At 71.4% G+C, this 17972-nt stretch carries 14 protein-coding genes and 2 pseudogenes; 6 read left to right on the top strand and 10 right to left on the bottom strand.

Going from position 1 to position 17972, the window contains the following annotated elements:
- Together C3488_RS18180 and C3488_RS18175 are read right to left on the bottom strand one after the other, a co-directional pair.
- Window positions 1-237: pseudogene (locus C3488_RS18180) on the bottom strand (ROK family protein); the annotation flags it as partial.
- Entirely contained in the window at window positions 234-923 is a 690-nt protein-coding gene (locus tag C3488_RS18175) for an alpha-ketoglutarate-dependent dioxygenase AlkB (protein ID WP_103840659.1), read from the bottom strand. The pseudogene C3488_RS18180 and the gene C3488_RS18175, both read right to left, overlap by 4 nt.
- 71 nt (window positions 924-994) lie before the next feature.
- On the opposite strand from C3488_RS18175, the gene C3488_RS18170 reads away from it, so the two are divergent.
- Window positions 995-2137 (top strand): methyltransferase, encoded by a 1143-nt coding sequence (locus C3488_RS18170; protein ID WP_181139070.1) that lies wholly within the window; start codon window positions 995-997, stop codon window positions 2135-2137.
- 42 nt (window positions 2138-2179) lie between these two features.
- Here the strand turns inward: C3488_RS18170 and C3488_RS18165 are convergent, their stop codons facing one another.
- Both C3488_RS18165 and C3488_RS18160 read right to left on the bottom strand, forming a co-directional pair.
- The gene (locus tag C3488_RS18165; protein ID WP_103840657.1) at window positions 2180-3064 is read right to left on the bottom strand and encodes a ketose-bisphosphate aldolase; all 885 of its coding nucleotides are present in this window, start codon (window positions 3062-3064) and stop codon (window positions 2180-2182) included.
- A gap of 12 nt (window positions 3065-3076) precedes the next feature.
- On the bottom strand, window positions 3077-3973 hold the full coding sequence (locus C3488_RS18160; RefSeq protein ID WP_103840655.1) for an SIS domain-containing protein: 897 nt from the start codon (window positions 3971-3973) through the stop codon (window positions 3077-3079).
- Window positions 3974-4106: 133 nt separating this feature from the next.
- On the opposite strand from C3488_RS18160, the gene C3488_RS18155 reads away from it, so the two are divergent.
- Window positions 4107-4886: a DeoR/GlpR family DNA-binding transcription regulator gene (locus C3488_RS18155; RefSeq protein ID WP_103840653.1), complete on the top strand. Its 780-nt coding sequence runs from the start codon at window positions 4107-4109 to the stop codon at window positions 4884-4886.
- A 101-nt stretch (window positions 4887-4987) separates the two neighbouring features.
- Complete coding sequence (locus C3488_RS18150; RefSeq protein WP_103840651.1) at window positions 4988-6823, top strand: glycoside hydrolase family 15 protein; 1836 nt, start codon at window positions 4988-4990, stop codon at window positions 6821-6823.
- Window positions 6824-6877: 54 nt separating this feature from the next.
- On the opposite strand, the gene C3488_RS18145 is transcribed toward C3488_RS18150, so the two are convergent.
- Genes C3488_RS18145 through C3488_RS18130 form a run of 4 tightly spaced genes read right to left on the bottom strand, consistent with a single transcriptional unit; the run spans window position 6878 to window position 11191 of the window.
- On the bottom strand, window positions 6878-8404 hold the full coding sequence (locus tag C3488_RS18145; protein ID WP_103840649.1) for an alpha-N-arabinofuranosidase: 1527 nt from the start codon (window positions 8402-8404) through the stop codon (window positions 6878-6880).
- Between the two features lie 44 nt (window positions 8405-8448).
- A complete protein-coding gene (locus C3488_RS18140; RefSeq protein ID WP_103840647.1) occupies window positions 8449-9522 on the bottom strand; it encodes a lactonase family protein in 1074 nt (357 codons plus the stop codon).
- Window positions 9523-9566: 44 nt separating this feature from the next.
- Window positions 9567-10526: a sugar kinase gene (locus tag C3488_RS18135; protein WP_103840645.1), complete on the bottom strand. Its 960-nt coding sequence runs from the start codon at window positions 10524-10526 to the stop codon at window positions 9567-9569.
- Window positions 10523-11191, bottom strand: coding sequence for a bifunctional 4-hydroxy-2-oxoglutarate aldolase/2-dehydro-3-deoxy-phosphogluconate aldolase (locus tag C3488_RS18130; RefSeq protein WP_258053486.1), 669 nt, complete (start codon window positions 11189-11191; stop codon window positions 10523-10525). Before C3488_RS18130 ends, C3488_RS18135 begins: the two co-directional genes overlap by 4 nt.
- 248 nt (window positions 11192-11439) lie before the next feature.
- Here C3488_RS18130 and C3488_RS18125 point away from each other — a divergent pair, with 248 nt between their 5' ends.
- Both C3488_RS18125 and C3488_RS40570 read left to right on the top strand, forming a co-directional pair.
- A complete protein-coding gene (locus C3488_RS18125; RefSeq protein WP_103840641.1) occupies window positions 11440-12477 on the top strand; it encodes a LacI family DNA-binding transcriptional regulator in 1038 nt (345 codons plus the stop codon).
- A pseudogene (locus C3488_RS40570) lies at window positions 12474-12755 on the top strand (SDR family NAD(P)-dependent oxidoreductase); the annotation flags it as partial. The gene C3488_RS18125 and the pseudogene C3488_RS40570, both read left to right, overlap by 4 nt.
- A 413-nt stretch (window positions 12756-13168) precedes the next feature.
- On the opposite strand, the gene htpG reads toward C3488_RS40570, so the two are convergent.
- Entirely contained in the window at window positions 13169-15076 is a 1908-nt protein-coding gene (htpG, locus tag C3488_RS18115; protein ID WP_103840639.1) for a molecular chaperone HtpG, read from the bottom strand.
- A gap of 147 nt (window positions 15077-15223) precedes the next feature.
- Between htpG and C3488_RS18110 the strand changes: the two genes are divergently transcribed.
- Complete coding sequence (locus C3488_RS18110; protein ID WP_103840637.1) at window positions 15224-16669, top strand: glyceraldehyde-3-phosphate dehydrogenase; 1446 nt, start codon at window positions 15224-15226, stop codon at window positions 16667-16669.
- 78 nt (window positions 16670-16747) lie between these two features.
- Here C3488_RS18110 and C3488_RS18105 read toward each other — a convergent pair whose 3' ends face one another.
- Window positions 16748-17863, bottom strand: coding sequence for a GNAT family N-acetyltransferase (locus C3488_RS18105; RefSeq protein WP_103840635.1), 1116 nt, complete (start codon window positions 17861-17863; stop codon window positions 16748-16750).
- Between the last annotated feature and the right edge of the window lie 109 nt (window positions 17864-17972).

Genomic DNA, 17972 nt, shown 5'->3' with positions numbered 1-17972 from the left:
CCCGGCGGCGGCCCCCGGGTGGGCGTCGACGCGGATCAGGCCGAGGGCCTCGAGTTCGGCGGCCACCGCTCCGGCGGTCGCCCGGGTGACGCCCAGCTCGGCGGTGAGCACGGCGCGGGTCGGCGCGCGGCCGGTGTGCACCAGCTCCAGCGCGGGTCCGAGCGCGCCGCGCCCCCGGTCCAGCCGTGTCCGTGTGTTTCCTTCCCCTACCGCCCGGGGGCCCGCCTTACCGCTCATGAGGGCGAGTCTCCCATGATCCGCTGGGGGTCCCGACCGAAGCCGCTGACCCTGAGGGTGATGTTCAACCGGCCCGTCAGCCCCAACGCCGGCGGCGCGGTCCCCGGCCGCACCTTCGGCACCCCGTGGTGGGCGAGCCGCGCCGGGCCACCGAAGACGAACAGGTCCCCGCTGCGCAGCTCCACGTCCGTGTAAGGGCGCCCCCTGGTCTCGGTGTTGCCGAAACGGAAGACGCAGGAGTCGCCGAGACTCAGCGACACCACGGGCGCGTCGGAGCTCTCGTCGCTGTCGCGATGCATGCCCATGCGGGCGTCCGCGTCGTAGAAGTTGACCAGGGCGATGTCGTACGGCTCCGACGGCACCGCCCGCGGACCCAGCGCGGCCTCGACCGCCTCGCGGCCCAGGGCGGCGAGCCAGTCCGGGAACGGCTTCACCGGGGCGCCGTCGCCGTCGACGACCGTGCGGGCGTACCCGTAGGGATACCAGTGCCAGCCGAGGCAGACCTGCCGTGAGGTCATCGTGCCCCCGCCGGGCGTGCGCACGGTCCGCAGCCCGGCCGGCGGGCGCGCCCACTCCCGGCAGGCGTCCAGGAGCCGCAGCTGACGGTCCGCGTCCAGCCAGTCGGGCACATGGACAGCGCCGGGGGCGACCTGTGCGCGGTTCCGCGGGAACAGCTCGGCGTCCATGGCCCCATCATCACGTATCCGGCCCATCGGGGACGGGGCCCCACCTGCGGCTCCGCTAGCCTGGACACACGATGAACGACCGTTTGACCACGCCGTGGGGCGAGTACGCGCTGGCCCGCTTCCCGCACGACCCCCGCGACCGGCTGCGCGCCTGGGACGCCTCCGACGCGTATCTGCTGCGGCACCTCGCGACGGGCGGCACCCCGCTCGACGGTGCCGTCGTGGTGGTCGGCGACCGGTGGGGTGCGCTCACCACGGCGCTCGCGGGACACCGCCCGACACAGATCACCGACTCGTTCCTGGCGCACGAGGCGACCCGCGCCAACCTCGCGCGCAACGACGTCGACGGGGGCGCCGTCCGGCTCCTCAGCACCCGGGACGACCCGCCGTCCCGCATCGACGTGCTGCTGATCCGTGTCCCGAAGAGCCTGGCGCTGCTGGAGGACCAGCTGCACCGGCTGGCGCCCGGTGTGCACGAGGGCACGGTGGTGATCGGCACCGGCATGGTCAAGGAGATCCACACCTCGACGCTGCAGCTGTTCGAGCGCGTCCTCGGGCCCACCCGCACCTCGCTCGCCGAGCAGAAGGCCCGGCTGATCTTCTGCACCCCCGACCCGGACCTCGACCGGGGCGCCAACCCGTGGCCGTACCGCTACCGACTCCCCGACGGCATCGGGGCGTTGTCCGGCCGGACCGTCACCAACCACGCGGGCGTCTTCTGCGCCGACCGCCTCGACATCGGCACCCGCTTCTTCCTCCAGCACCTTCCGCGTGGGCGGGGCGCCGAGCGGATCGTGGACCTCGGCTGCGGCAACGGCATCGTGGGACTGGCGGCCGCGCTGGCCGACCCCGAGGCCGAGGTGCTGTTCACCGACGAGTCGTACCAGGCGGTGGCCTCGGCGGAGGCGACCTACCGGGACAACGCCCGGGGGCGGGCGGAGTTCCGGGTCGGTGACGGTCTGTCCGGGGTGCCCGCCGCGAGCGTCGACCTGGTGCTCAACAACCCGCCGTTCCACTCCCATCAGGCGACGACGGACGCCACCGCCTGGCGCATGTTCACCGGCGCGCGGCGCGCCCTGCGGCCGGGTGGCGAGCTGTGGGTGATCGGGAACCGCCATCTGGGCTACCACGTGAAGCTGCGCCGCCTCTTCGGCAACAGCGAACTGGTCGCGAGCGACCCGAAGTTCGTCGTGCTCAAGGCGGTCAAGAAGTAGACCGACGCGCGACCGCCCCGCCTGGGGCGCGCGGAGTCGGGCCTACGGGGGCGGGGGCTGCGGTGCGGGCGTGCCGCCGTCCCGCAGCACGGTCACGAGACGGGTCACGGTCCGGGCCATCGCCTCGCGTCCCACGCCGAGGTAGCCGCGCGAGTCGACCGCCTCGGGACGGCCGGCGAGGAACTCCCGGATCGCGTCGGTCATCGCGACGTTCAGGGCGGTGCCGATGTTGACCTTCGTGATGCCGCCCGCGACGGCCGCGGTCAGTTCGTGGTCCGGCAGTCCTGACGAGCCGTGCAGCACGAGCGGTACGTCGAGGGCGGCACTGAGCCGTTCGATCAGGCCGTGGTCGAGTGCGGCCGTGCGTGTGGTCATCGCGTGCGTGCTGCCGACGGCGACGGCCAGCGCGTCGACACGGGTGTCCGCCACGAAGTCGGCGGCCTGGCCCGGGTCGGTGCGGGCGCCGGGTGTGTGCGGGTCGGGCGGCGGTTCACCGTTCTTGCCGCCCACCTGCCCCAACTCCGCCTCGACCCACAGCCCTTGGTCATGCGCCCAGTCGGCTGCGGCGCGGGTCGCGGCGAGGTTCTCCTGGTACGGCAGCCGGGCCGCGTCGTACATCACGGAGCCGAACCCGGCGCCGGGTGCCTGGCGGAGCAGGTCGTCGGTGCGGACGTGGTCGAGGTGGAGGGCGACCGGCACGGCGGCTCGCGCGGCGGCCGCGGCGGCGGCGCGGGCGAGCGGGAGAAGCCGCCCGTAGCGGTACTTGACGGCGTTCTCACTGACCTGGAGCACGACGGGGGCGTCCGCGGCCTCGGCGCCCGCGATCACGGCCTCGATGTGTTCGAGGGTGATGACGTTGAACGCGGCGACGGCACCGCCGGCCGTGGCAGCGGCGGCGATCAGCTCACCGGTGGGGGCGAGGGGCACGGCTCCTCCTTCTCACCTGGCGCGGGAATCGGGTGCGAGGACCACCGAGCGGGTCAGATGGCGCGGCCGGTCGGGATCGAGTCGGCGCGCGGCGGCGAGGGCGACGGCGAGCCGTTGGACGCGGAGGAGTTCGGCGAGCGGGTCGAGACCGCCGGACACCCACAGTCCGCCCGTCTCCCTGACCTGTGCGGCCAGTCGGTCCGGTGCCTCGCCGAGCATCCAGGTCGCGGTGGTGTGGGTGGTGATGCTGATGGGGCCGTGCCGGTACTCCATCGCGGGGTATGCCTCCGTCCACGCCTGCGCGGCCTCGCGCAGCTTCAGCGCGGCCTCGTGGGCGAGCCCGACGGTCCAGCCGCGCCCGAGGAAGGTGAACTGTGCGCGCTGGAGAAGCCCTTCGGGCAGCGGGGATCTCAGGGCGGTGCGGGCGTCGTCGACCACGGCGTCCGAGTGCAGGCCGAGGTGGGCGCGGAGCAGGGTGAGGGCGGTGGTGGCGAACCGCGTCTGCACGACGGACCGTTCGTCGGCGAAGCCGAGTTCGACCACCTCGTCGGCGCACTCCGTGACGGGCGTGCGCGCGTCGGCGGTGATCGCGGTGGTCCGCACCTGACCGCGGAGCCGGCCGAGGAGGTCGAGGACCTCCGTGGTGGTCCCCGACCGGGTGAGGGCGACGACCCGGTCGTAGGACCGGCCGTGGGGGAACTCGGAGGCGGCGAAGGCGTCCGTCTCGCCCTGCCCGGACCGCTCGCGCAGCGCGGCGGCGGACTGCGCCATGAAGAACGAGGTCCCGCACCCCACGATCGCCACCCGCTCCCCCACCGCCGGAAGCGCGTCCTTGTGGCCCTCGGCGCTCTCGGCGGCGCGCGTCCAGCACTCGGGCTGGCTGGTCAGCTCTCGTTCGACGTACGTCATGCCGCACCCTCCCAGCACTTCCACCGATGCTTGTTCTTGCAAGATAGAGCTGACTTTCGAGCAGGATCAAGCATTGCGGCGGAAGTGTGGTGCGCTAGGGTCACCCGCAAGGTCAAGGGAACGGAGAGTGCGGATGTCCCGCGACGCCCGGTGGAAGGCGCTGCTGGAGCTGCTGGTCGAGCGAGGCCGGCTGGAGGTCGAGGAGGCGGCGGCCGAGCTGGAGGTGTCGGCCGCGACGATCCGCCGTGACTTCGACCAGCTCGCGGAGCAGCAGATGCTGGTACGCACCCGGGGCGGCGCGGTGGTGCACGGGGTCTCCTACGAACTGCCGCTGCGCTACAAGACCGCCCGCCGGGCCTCGGAGAAACAGCGCATCGCCCAGGCGGTGGCCGCTCTGATCACGCCCGGCGAGGCGGTGGGTCTCACCGGCGGCACCACCACCACCGAGGTGGCGCGGGCGCTCGCGGTGCGCGGCGACCTGGCGTCGGGCTCCCCCGCGCTGACGATCGTCACCAACGCGCTGAACATCGCCAACGAGCTGGCCGTGCGCCCCCAGTTCAAGATCGTGGTCACCGGCGGGGTCGCACGACCGCAGTCGTACGAGCTGATCGGTCCGCTCGCCGACTGCGTGCTCGGCCAGCTCACCCTGGACGTGGCCGTACTCGGCGTCGTGGCCCTGGACGTCACGCAGGGCGCGGCGGCGCACGACGAGGCGGAGGCCGCGATCAACCGTGTGCTGTGCCGGCGTGCCGCGCGCGTGGTCGTGGCGGCGGACTCCAGCAAGCTGGGGCAGCGCGCGTTCGCCCAGATCTGCGCGGTGCAGGCGGTGGACACCCTGGTCACGGACACGGCGGCCGGAGCGGACACGGTGCGGCGGTTCGAGGAGGCGGGCGTCCGGGTGATCACGGTCTGACGACCGGCCGCCCGGGGCGGATCCGCTCCCCGTGCCGCCCCCTCGGCTTGCGCCTACCCTGGGACCTGCGGTGCGCGTACCCGGTGGTCAGGGAGGCTGCGATGGCCGAAACGCCGAGCGAGCAGTACGGGCCCGGGCGCTCCCGGTACCTGCCGATCGCCGACCACGGTCTGATCGGTGACATGCGCACCGTCGCGCTGGTCGGCAGCAACGGCACCATCGACTGGTACTGCTGTCCCTCCTTCGACTGCCCCAGCGTCTTCGGCGCGATCCTGGACGCCGAGCGGGGCGGGTGCTTCGAGCTCGCCGCGACCGTGCCGGGCCGCACGAAGCAGTTCTACTTCCCCGACACCAACGTCCTGATCACCCGGTTCTTCACCGAGGACGGCGTCGGCGAGGTGCAGGACTTCATGCCCGTCGGAGCGGGAACGGTCGAGACCGAACGCCACCGGCTGATCCGGAGGGTCCTGTGCGTGCGGGGCTCTTTGCCCTTCCGGGTACGGGTGGCTCCACGGTTCGACTACGGCAGGCAGCCGCACACCCTGCGGCTGCTCGGTGACGTGGCGGTCTTCGAGTCCGCCGACCTGTCACTGGGCCTGACCGCCACCGTCCCGCTGGAAGGCGACGACCGGGACGTGTGGGCGGACTTCAAACTCGCGGAGGGCGAGTCGACGGTGTTCGCGCTGGACCAGGTCGGTGAACATCTGGCGCCGCGCATGTGCGCACGCGTCGAGGCCGAGAAACAGTTCGCCGCCACGGTGGAGTACTGGCGGCGCTGGCTGCACCAGTCCCGCTACCGCGGACGCTGGCGGGAGATGGTGCACCGCTCCGCCCTGACCCTGAAGCTGCTCACCTATGCCCCGACCGGCGCGATCCTGGCCGCGCCGACGACCAGCCTGCCCGAACGGCTCGGCGGCGAACGCAACTGGGACTACCGCTATGTGTGGGTGCGGGACGCGGCCTTCTGCGTCTACGCCATGCTGCGGCTCGGGTTCGCCGACGAGGCCGAGGCGTTCATGAAGTTCGTGAACCGGCACATCACACCGGGTGACGGCGGACCGTCCGGCCCCCTGCAGATCATGTACGGCATCGACGGCCGCACCGACCTGCCCGAGTACGAACTCGACCACCTCGAAGGGCATCGGGGCTCCGCGCCGGTCCGGGTCGGCAACGCGGCCGCCGACCAGCTCCAGCTCGACATCTACGGCGCCCTGATCGACTCCATCTATCTCTACGACAAGTGGGCGCAGCCCATCTCCAGCGACCAGTGGGACCAGGTCTGCGCGCTGGTGGACTGGGTCTGCGACCACTGGGACCAGCCGGACGAGGGCATCTGGGAGACCCGGGGCGGCCGCAAGAAGTTCCTGTACTCGCGGCTGATGTGCTGGGTGGCGATCGAACGGGCCATCCGGATGGCCCGGCGCCGCGGCCTGCCCGCCGACATGGTGCGCTGGCTGCAGTGCCGCGACACCATCTACCGGCGGATCATGCAGCGCGGCTGGTCCGTCAAACGCCAGGCCTTCGTCCAGCACGAGGACGGCGACGTGCTGGACGCGTCCGTGCTGATGATGCCCCTGGCCAAGTTCATCGCGCCCACCGACCCCAAGTGGCTGTCCACACTGGACGCACTCACCCAGGACCTGGTCTCCGACTCCCTGGTCTACCGCTACGACCCGCAGGCCAGTCCGGACGGCCTGCGGGGCGACGAGGGCACGTTCTCCATCTGCTCCTTCTGGTACGTCGAGGCACTTGTCCGCGCCGGACGGCTGGACGAGGCACGTCTGGCGTTCGAGAAGATGCTCACCTACGCCAACCATCTGGGCCTGTACGCCGAGGAGATCAGCCACACCGGCGAGCAACAGGGCAACTTCCCGCAGGCGTTCACGCACTTCGCTCTGATCAGCGCGGCGTTCAATCTGGACCGGGCGCTGGGTTGAGGCGGAGCAGGACGGCGGACGGGGCGGTGGGGAGGATCGCGGTGTGCCGCTCCTTCAGCTCCGCCTGCGCGTCAGACGGATCATGTTCCAGGACAGGGGCTCGAGTTCACCACGCAGGACCCCGTCCTCGACGAGGGTGCCGGTGGCCGGGTGCGGGGTCACCCGCTCGGGGTCGTCCTGCGTGTTGCGGGCGTCGGGGTCCGTGTCGGACAGGACCAGGTGCTCCTCCACGGTGTGCGCGTCGACGCCGCGCAGGTCGACCTCGAGCGGCAGCGCCTCGCTCTGGCTCCGGTTGACGGCGAACACGGTGACGGCGCCGGTCCCGTCGTCGGTCACGGCGGTGGCGTGCAGCAGGGGAACATCCCCGAACCGGGCCGTCGCGCAGGTGGGGCTGTCGACCTCGACGCGCAGCACGCGGCCGCGTCCGTACCGTGACGCCTGGGCGAAGGGGAAGAAGGTGGTCTGCCGCCAGGCGGGCCCGCCCGGCTCGGTCATGATCGGTGCGATGACGTTGACGAGCTGGGCGAGCGAGGCGGCGGTGACCCGGTCGGCGTGCCGCAACAGGGCGATCAGCAGCGAGCCGAAGACCACGGCGTCGGTGACGGTGTAGACGTCCTCCAGCAGACGAGGCGCCTGCTGCCAGTCCTCCACGGTGTGCGGGTTGGGCCGGCTCTGGTACCAGACGTTCCACTCGTCGAAGGAGAGGTTGATGCGCTTGGTCGCCTTCAGCCGGGCGCGGACGTGGTCACAGGTGGCCACGACCGACTCGATGAAGTGCTCCATGTCGACCGCGGAGGCGAGGAAGGAGTCCCGGTCGCCGTCGGTCTCCTCGTAGTAGGCATGCAGTGAGATGTGGTCGACCAGGTCGTACGCGGCCTCGAGGACGGTCGCCTCCCAGGCGGCGAAGGTGGACATCCCGGAGCCCGAGCTGCCGCACGCCACCAGTTCCAGGTCCGGCTCGATCATCCTCATGGCGCGGGCGGTCTCGGCGGCGAGCCGCCCGTACTCCTCGGCCGTCTTGTGGCCGATCTGCCAGGGGCCGTCCATCTCGTTGCCCAGGCACCACATCTTGATGCCGTACGGTTCCTTGCTCCCGTGGGCGGCGCGGCGGTCGGACAGCTCGGTGCCGCCCGGGTGGTTGCAGTACTCCAGCAGCCGTACGGCGTCCTCCACGCCGCGGGTGCCGAGGTTGACGGCCATCATGGGCTCCGTGCCGGTCTTGCGGCAGAAGTCCATGAACTCGCCGAGGCCGAACTCGTTGGTCTCGGTGGTCTTCCAGGCGAGGTCGAGGCGCACCGGCCGCTCCCCGCGCGGTCCGACGGTGTCCTCCCAGCGGTAGCCGGAGACGAAGTTGCCACCCGGGTAGCGCACGGTGGTGACACCCAGCTCCCGGACCAGTGCGAGCACGTCCTGCCGCAGGCCGGCGGCGTCGGCGGCGGGGTGCCCCGGTTCGTACAGACCGCTGTAGACGCAGCGGCCCAGGTGTTCCACGAACGACCCGTACAGACGGGGGTGGACGGTTCCGATCCCGAAGGCCGAGTCGAGGGTGAAGCGTGCCGGGGTGGTGGCGGGGGCGGGCATGTCTGCCTCTCGGTTCATATGTGGGCGGGATGTCGATGCGGTTTTCAGAGGGGAAGCGTGCAGACCACCGACGGCAGCGAGGCCGCCGGGGCTGGCTGTTCGAGGGTGCCGTCGTCCCGGACCCGAAGTGCGGCGAGGGTGCCGCTGTGCTGGTTGGCGACGAGGAGGTGACCGGCCGTCAGCGTGAGGCCGCGGGGCCAGGTGCCGCCGCTGGGGACCTCGCCGATCGGCGTCAGGCCGGTGCCGTCGATCCGGAACGAGGCCACCGTGTCCGCTCCGCGGTTGGTCACCCACACGAAGCGCCCGCACGGCGAGGCGACGATCCCGCCGGGATAGTTGTCGACGTCCTCGGCCGTGGTGGCGGGCACGGCGGAACCCGCTGTCAGGATGCCCGTCCCGGCGTCGTAGCGGTGGCAGGTGACGGTGGAGGAGAGCTCGTCGGCGCTGAACACCAGCTCGCCGCCGGGGGCGAACGCGAGATGGCGGGGGCCGGATCCCGCGCGCAGCCGGCTCACCGCCGTCTGTGTGAGCGTTCCGGCGCGGGTGTCCAGCACATAGGCGAACACCGCGTCCGCGCCCAGGTCGGTGGCCAACACGAAGCGGCCCGCCGGATCGACCACGACCTGGTGGGCGTGGCTGCCCTCCTGGCGTCCGGTGACCGGGCCGGAGCCCTCGTGCACGACGACGTCGGTCGGCTCGCTCACCCGCCCCTCGTCGTCGAGCCGGTGCACGGCCACGGTGCCGGGTGCGGTGTCGCTGCCGTAGTTGGCGGTCAGCAGCCAGCGGCCGTCGGGGTGGACGGTCAGATGGCACGGGTTCGTCCCGCCGCCGGCGACCGGGGTGCCCAGGGGCGTCAGGGCGCCGTCGGGCTGCCGGGTGACCGCGGTGACAGTTCCGGGGTCGGTCTCGTTCGTGCTGTAGACGACGTCCAGGGTCGGGTGCGCCGCCAGGAAGGAGGCGCCGCTGACGGGTAGCGGGGGCAGTCCGCTCTCGGGGGCCACATGGCCGCTCGCAGGATCGAAGCGGACGGCGGCGAGTCCGGCGCCCTCGCCCCCGGTGTCGGGTGTGTAGGAGCCGGTGAGGACGAGGAGGGGGCCGGACGAGGCAGGTGTGGGCATGGGGTTTCCCGGGACTTTCCTTGGAAGGAGCGGTGGCGGGCTGTTCAGCGGACGTTGTCGTCGTGGTGGTCGAGCAGGGCCAGTTCGCAGCGGTGGGGCAGGCCCTCCCAGTCGCCCGCGGTGCTGACCGCGAAGGCGCCGAGCAGGGCAGCCGTTCTCAGCCGCCGCTCGGGCGGTTCATCCGCGAGCAGTTCGGCGAGGTAGCCGGCGGCGAAGGCGTCGCCCGCGCCCACGGAGTCGTGCACGCGCACGGGTATCGCGGGCTGCCGGTGCGACTGCCCGTCGAGGAGGGCGAACGCACCCTCGGCGCCCAGTTTGATGACGGCGCCGGACGGGCCGAGGTCGCGGATGCCCCGGGCGAGCTCCACCGGGTCGTCGGTGCCGGGGACCGCGAGCCGGGCCTCGTGCACTCCCGCGAAGACCAGGTCGCAGCGGCGCAGCAGCGGCAGCAGCGCGCTCCTGGCCTCCTCCTCGTTCCACAGCAGGGAGCGGAAGTTGATGTCGAGTGAGATGGTCACCCCCGCGTCGGCGGCGATGTCCACGGCCCGGGTGACGGCCTTCGCGGGTCCGTCGCCCAGCGCGGGGGTGATCCCGGTGAGGTGCAGGACGGCCGCTCCGGCGACGACGTCTTCGGGGATGTCCTGCGGGGACAGTCCGGCACCGGCCGTGTGGGTGCGGTAGTAGCGCGTGCGGTGGTGGCCGGCGGTGCGCCGTTCCTTCAGCATGAGCGACGTGGGGGCGGGGTCGCGTACCGCGAGGGCGGTGACCCCTTCCGCACGCAGCTCGCGCAGGACGAGGTCGCCGAGCGCGTCCTCGCTGACGCGGCCGATCCAGACGGCGCGGCCGCCGAGCCGGCTGACCCCCACGGCGACGTTCGACTCCGCTCCGGCGAGCCCGAGGCGCAGATCGGCGCCCAGGGAGAGCGGGCCCGGCTGCGACGCGGACAGGGCCGCCAGGGTCTCCCCGACCGTCACCAGGTACGGCGTGCCAGGCGGGCTGTTCATCGGCCGACCTCCTCGGCCACGACGTCCGCCCCGACCGTGGCGAGCAGGGTGCGGGCCCGCTCGGTGAGCGCTCCCAGGGCTTCGGGGCTCGGGTCCCGGTCCACTCCGCGCAGCAGCGGCGAGCCGATGCCCACGGCGCAGGCTCCCGCGTCGATGTAGTCGAGCGCCTGGGCGATGTCGACGCCGCCGACGGCCATCAGCGGGATCTCGGGCAGCGGGGCGCGCAGCTGGCGCAGATGGGCGGGACCGCCCGTGCAGGCCGGGAACAGCTTGACCGCGGCGGCGCCCGCCTGCCACGCGGCGGCCACCTCGGTCGGTGTCCAGGCACCCGGGTAGCAGGGAACGCCGCTCTTCGCGGTACTGCGGATCAGATCGGCGTCCACGACCGGGGAGACGAGGAACTCGGCCCCGGCCGCCAGCGCGTCACGGGCCTGGCCGGTGGTCAGCACGGTACCGGCACCGACCGCCACCGTGGGTCCGAGGTCGTCCCGGATGCAGGCCAGGGCGTCGAGGGCACCGACGGTGGTCAGGGCGACCTCGAGGCAGGCGATGCCGCCGTCCGCGAGCGCCCGTGCCACGGCGGGCAGCCCGGAGGCGTCGGCCGACCGGAGGACGGCCATGACCCGGGTCCGGCCGAGCTGCGGGGTGACGGAGGGACGCTCCATCACCCCACCGCCCCGGGCGACTTGCCGATTCCTTGCATGTCGGTCATGCGAAGTCCTTTGGCAGAAGGTTCGGTGTCATGCCCGGTCGGCCGATGTGCCGGGCCACACGGCAGAACTCTTGTCAGGCTTCGCCCAGATATATCGCCTATTTCCGTCTGAGGAAACCGGTTGACCGCCACTCCCGCGGACGTTAAGTTCCGTCGCCGGAACGTGTCAAGACCTTCCAATCCAGCGAGAGGGGTGCCCAGTTGGCGCAGCAGACCGCCCGGGCCAGGCTGGTGGACGTCGCACAGGCGGCCGGGGTCTCCAAGGCGACCGTGTCCAAGGTGCTCAACGGCCGCCAGGACCTGTCCGTCCGGCCGGAGACGCGGCGGCGCGTCCACGAGGCCGCGGAAGCGCTCGGCTACCGTCCCCACTCCGGGGCGCGGGCGCTGGCGGGTGCCAGCACCCACGCCCTCGCGCTGCTGGTCCCCGCCCTCGCCAACCCGACGTACGTCACCATCGCCCGCGGCGCCTACCAGCGGGCCCGTGAGCTCGGCTATCTCTCCCTGCTGGCCGAGGACTTCGACGGGCAGGAGGCGGACGAGTCCTTCAACGACCTGGTCCAGGAGGGCCGCGTGGACGGACTGCTGATCGCCTCGGCCCGTCCCGGTCACCCCCTGCTCGACGCGCTCGGCCGCAGTCCGGTCCCGCACGTCTTCCTCAACCGGTCGGTCGAGGGCTCCGGCCGGAACGTCACCATGGACGTGGCCCGCTCCAGCGTCACCGCGTTGGACCACCTGTACGACCTCGGCCACCGCACGATCGGCCACATCGCCGGTCCACCCGGCATCACCCCCAGCGACACCCGCAAGCAGGCGTTCCAGCGCCACGCAGAGGAGCTCTCGGTCGCCGCTCCCGTGGCCTCCGGAGACTTCACCGAGGACGGTGGCGTGTCCGCGGCACTGGAACTGCTCCGTCCCGCCGACGGCGGCACCCACCGCCGGGTCACCGCGCTCTACACCAGCTCGCTCGCCCAGGCCATCGGCGCGATGGGCGCGATCCGGAGCCTGGGGCTTCGGATCCCCGAGGACATCTCGGTGGTCGGCAACGACGACCTGCCCGTCGCCGGGCACCTCCATCCGCCGCTGACCACCGTGGCCATGCCCCTGTACGAGCTGGGTACCGCCGCCGTCGACGCCCTCGTCGCCGCCATCCGGGGCACGCCGCCAGGAGACGTGGTCGTACCCACCGAGCCGCGCCTGGTGCTGCGCGGTTCGACCGCCCGCCCCGGAGACGCTCCATGACCGCCGCCCCCGCCCGCTTCGCGGGGCGGACCGCCCTGCTCACCGCGGCCGGCTCCGGCATCGGCGAGGCCACCGCCCACCGCTTGGCCGCGGAGGGGGCGTCCGTCGTCGTCACCGATGCCGACGACAGGGCCGCTCACCAAGTGGCCGAGGAGGTCCGCGCCGAGGGGGGCCAGGCGCGCAGCCGCCGACTCGACGTCACCTCGCCCGACGAGTGGGCCGCCGCCGTCGCCGAGATCACCGCGCGCACCCGGCAGCTCGACGTGCTGCATCTCAACGCCGGCCGGAACCTGCCCGGAGCCGCCCACGAACTGGACGACACGTCCTGGCACGACGCCGAACCCTTCACCTTCCGCGACGGCTACATCGAGCGCCTGACCGCGCCCGGCCTGGGCATCGCCATCGACGAGGGATGCGGTCCGTGCCGCCGCCGAGCGCGGGCACCGCTGGCGCAACCTGGTGTGGCGCAACGCGGACGGGTCGCTGGCCTCCTGGTAGGAGCGTTCGCACGCGGGCTCGTCGGCGCGTCACGCCGCCGACGAGCCGACCGCGGACTGCTCGACGGCTGTATCGACTCCTTCCCCGAGGTGGCCGCGGTCTTCGGCGGCAGCACGTCGCAGAAAGCCGCCCGGTGGTCGGGGCGACCCGCACGGCCGGGCGCCTCGAACTCCCGTCGCTCCGGCGGACGGAGCTACAGCGTGCGCTCCAGGCGGTCCGCCACCAGCTTGGCGAAACGCGCGGGTTCCTTGGGCTGGCCGCCCTCGGCGAGCACCGCAAGGCCGTGCAGCAGTTCGGTGGTCTCGGCGAGCACGGTGCGGTCCTCGCGTTCCTTGTACGCCTGGTTCAGGCTCTTCACGAGCGAGTGGTCGGGGTTGAGTTCCAGGATCCGCTTGGTGCGCGGCACCTCCTGCCCCATCGCCCTGTACATGTTCTCCAGGGCCGGGGTCAGGTCCTGCGCGTCCGAGACGATGCAGGCCGCCGACACGGTGAGGCGCGACGACAGACGCACCTCCTTGATGTCCTCGTCCAGCTGTTCCTTCATCCAGCCGAGCAGACCGGCGTACTCCTCGGCCTGCTTCTCCCGCTCCTCGTCGCCCTTCTCGTCCCCGCGCGCGCCGAGGTCGATCTCACCCTTGGTGACGGAACGCAGCGCCTTGCCCTCGTACTCGCCCACGGCGTCGACCCACACCTCGTCGACGGGGTCCGTGAGCAGGAGCACCTCGATGCCGCGGTCCCGGAACGCCTCCATGTGCGGGGAGTTCTCGATGCTCTGCCGGGACTCACCCGTGATGTAGTAGATGTCCTCCTGCCCGTCCCGCATCCGCTCCACGTAGCTCTTCAGCGTGGTCGGCTCGTCGTCGCCGTGCGTGGTGGCGTACGAGGAGACGGCGAGGATGGCGTCGCGGTTGTCGGGGTCGGTGACCAGTCCCTCCTTCAGGACGGCACCGAACTCCCGCCAGAAGGTGGCGTACCGGTCCGGCGCGCTGGTCATCATGTCCTTGACCGTGGACAGGACCTTCTTGGTCAGGCGACGCTGCATCATCCGGATGTGACGGTCCTGCTGCAGGATCTCGCGGGACACGTTGAGCGAGAGGTCCGCCGCGTCGACGACGCCCTTGACGAAGCGGAGGTACGGCGGCAGCAGCGCCTCACAGTCGTCCATGATGAGGACGCGCTTCACATAGAGCTGCACCCCTCGCTCGAAGCCCTGCGTGAACAGGTCGTGCGGGGCGTGCGACGGGAGGAACAGCAGGGCCTGGTACTCGAAGGTGCCCTCCGCCTGCAGCCGGATCGTCTCCAGTGGATCGCGCCAGTCGTGGCCGATGTGCTTGTACAGCTCGTGGTACTCGTCATCGGACACCTCATCGCGCGAGCGCGCCCACAGGGCCTTCATCGAGTTGAGCGTCTCGGGTTCGGGCGCGCCGTCGTCACCCTCCGCCGTGCCCGCCTGGGGCACCAGCCGGATCGGCCAGGTGATGAAGTCGGAGTACCGCTTGACGATCTCCCTGATCTTCCATTCGGAGGCGTAGTCGTGGAGCTGGTCGTCCGGGTCCGCCGGCTTGAGGTGCAGGATGACCGCGGTGCCCTGCGGCGCGTCGTCGACCTTCTCCAGCGTGTACGTGCCCTCGCCGCGGGACGTCCAGCGGGTGCCCTGGCTCTCGCCGGCGCGGCGGGTCACCAGGGTCACCTCGTCCGCCACCATGAAGCCGGAGTAGAAGCCGACCCCGAACTGCCCGATGAGACCCTCGGCTCCGGCCCCGTCCTCGGCCTCCTTGAGCTCCTTCAGGAACGTGGCCGTGCCGGAGTTGGCGATCGTGCCGATGAGCTGCCCGACCTCGTCGTACGACATGCCGATGCCGTTGTCCCGCACGGTGAGGGTGCGGGCGTCCTTGTCGATCTCGATCTCGATGTGCAGGTCGGACACATCGGCGTCGAGCGTGTCGTCCCGCAGCGCGGCGAGGCGCAGCTTGTCCAGCGCGTCGGAGGCGTTGGAGACGAGCTCGCGCAGGAAGACATCCTTGTTCGAGTAGACCGAGTGGATCATCAGCTGCAGCAGCTGACGGGCCTCTACTTGGAACTCAAACGTTTCGGTCGGCATGGTTCGCGATTACCTCACGGGTCTGGGTCGCCGGAACGGTTGGTAGTCACTGTAGAACACCATGTGAGGACGGGAGGCCGACCCGTCGCCGATAATCGAACGGCAGGGGTTAGCATATGAGCGCCGCCTAGCTCGAAAGATAAAACTGTGACTGTCAACGACGACTCGTTCACCAGCTGGAAGCACCGCGAGGAGATCGCGGAGTCGATGATCCCGATCATCGGGAGACTGCACCGGGAGCGGGACGTCACGGTCCTCCTCCACAGTCGCTCCCTGGTGAACAAGTCGGTGGTCAGCATCCTCAAGACCCACCGGTTCGCCCGTCAGATCGCCGGGGAGGAGCTCTCGGTCACCGAGACACTGCCGTTCCTGCAGGCGCTCACCGCCCTCGATCTCGGCCCCTCCCAGATCGACATCGGCATGCTCGCCGCCACGTACAGGGCCGACGACCGGGGTCTGCCGGTGGAGGAGTTCACCGCCGAGGCCGTCGCCGGTGCCACGGGGGCGAACAAGATCGAGCGCCGTGAGCCGCGTGACGTCGTCCTCTACGGCTTCGGCCGCATCGGGCGCCTGCTCGCCCGACTGCTCATCGAGAAGGCCGGCTCCGGCAACGGGCTGCGACTGCGCGCCGTCGTCATACGCGGCGGTGGTGACCAGGACCTCGTCAAGCGCGCCTCGTTGCTGCGCCGTGACTCCATCCACGGCCAGTTCCACGGCACGATCACCGTCGACGAGGCGAACGGCACGATCGTCGCCAACGGCAACGAGATCAAGGTGATCCACGCCGACGACCCGAGCGAGGTCGACTACACGGCGTACGGCATCAAGGACGCCATCCTCATCGACAACACCGGCAAGTGGCGTGACCGCGAGGGCCTGTCGAAGCACCTGCGCCCCGGTATCGACAAGGTCGTCCTGACCGCCCCGGGCAAGGGCGACGTCCCCAACATCGTCCACGGCGTGAACCACGACATGATCAAGCCGGACGAGCGGATCCTGTCCTGTGCGTCCTGCACCACCAACGCGATCGTGCCGCCGCTGAAGGCGATGGACGACGAGTTCGGCGTGCTGCGCGGGCACGTGGAGACGGTCCATTCGTTCACCAACGACCAGAACCTGCTGGACAACTACCACAAGTCCGACCGCCGCGGCCGCTCGGCGCCGCTCAACATGGTCATCACCGAGACGGGTGCCGCCTCCGCCGTCGCCAAGGCTCTGCCCGACCTCAAGGCGAGGATCACCGGCAGTTCGATCCGCGTCCCGGTGCCGGACGTCTCCATCGCGATCCTCAACCTGCAACTCGCCCGCGAGACCACCCGCGACGAGGTCCTCACCCACCTCCGTGACGTGTCGCTGACCTCGCCGCTCAAGCGCCAGATCGACTTCATCAGCGCCCCCGACGCCGTCTCGAGCGACTTCATCGGCTCGCGCCACGCCTCGATCGTCGACGCCGGAGCCACCAAGGTCGATGGCGACAACGCGATCCTCTACCTGTGGTACGACAACGAGTTCGGCTACTCCTGCCAGGTCATCCGGGTCGTCCAGCACGTCTCCGGCGTGGAGTACCCGACCTACCCGGCGCCCGCGGTCTGAGCGGACGCGGGTCGGCCTCGGCCGGATCCGGCGGACTCCCGGCACGGCGGACACGCGGTGCCGGGAGCGGGACGTCCCTCAACGTGCCGGGGTCCGCCCTCTGCCGGACTCCGCCCCGCCCGAGGTGCGCAGGGTGCCGACCGTCTTCAGCAGCCGGTCGGCCGGTTTCCGCAACTCGGGGTGGGCCAGGACCGTGTTGCGCAGGCCGCGCACCGGCCTGCGCCACAGCCGGTACGCCGCGGCCACCGGGTGGGGGCGGGTGGCGAACCCCTCGCCCACCCGCAACTCCCGGGTCTTGAGCCAGTCCTTGTACTCCTTGTCGCCCCGCCCCAGGTCCACGAGCGTCACACCGTTCCGGGCCGCCGCCTCGGTCAGCCGGAGGTGCATCATCAACCCGGGCGAGTAGTAGCGGAGTTCGGGGTCGTAGGCGGTGAACCAGGCCGCGAGCACGGTGCTGGACCTCGGCCCGAAGTGGGCGGCCATCGGCCGGTCACCGGCGTACAGCACGGACAGAACGCCGGTGAAGTGCTCCTCGCGGACTCGGGAGAGGTGGCCCACCAGGTCGACGATCCACGGCCGCGAGAACCGGTCCATCCGTCCGGTCCTGCGGTACTGGGCGGACTTCCACTGCATCAGCGTGCGCAGCGCCCGCGGATCGCGCTCGTCGAACACGAACCGCACCTCGCCGACGTCGCGCCCCACGCGGCGCTCCTTCTTGAGGACCGTCTTGGCCAGCCCCGGATACGTGTCGCGCAGCCAGTGCGGGTAGTCGCCGTCGCCGGGTTTCACATCGATCACCGGTGAGGCGAACGTCCCCGTGACGTGTCGGCCGAAGGGTTTCTGCTCCTCGACGAGATGGTCGAACTCGAAGATGGACAACCCGCAGGCCTGCAACAGGTCCCGAGTGTCCCAGGAGATTCCGGGTCGGTGCACGAGGGCCTGGCAGTCGGACAGGCCCAGACCGATGGCCCGGCCCACGCCCAGGGCGTTGCGCTCGTACGGGAGGAATCCGACGGGCTCCCCGTTCTCGCGCAGCACCGCCACCCGCGATCCGCCGCGGTACCGGCCGATCCCGGTCGCGAACTCGGGTGCCAGGAAGGGATTGGCGTATTCGGGCGACGCGTCCATGGCCTGGTGCCAGGCCCCGCGGAGCGCTTCGCTCAGCTCGTGCGGCCGGTGAATGGTGATGTCCACCTCACATCAACCGCCCTTCCGCAGGCTCCGCGAGGAACGTGCCGGCGACGGCACAGCCCGGCAAGGCGTGGTGACGACTACTCGTGGATCTGCATGTGGATCGCATCGG

The sequence above is a fragment of the Streptomyces sp. Ru72 genome (assembly GCF_002920635.1).
GTDB lineage: Bacteria > Actinomycetota > Actinomycetes > Streptomycetales > Streptomycetaceae > Streptomyces.
Note: the sequence above shows the minus strand (reverse complement) of the source record. Positions and strands in the feature narration are given on the sequence as shown.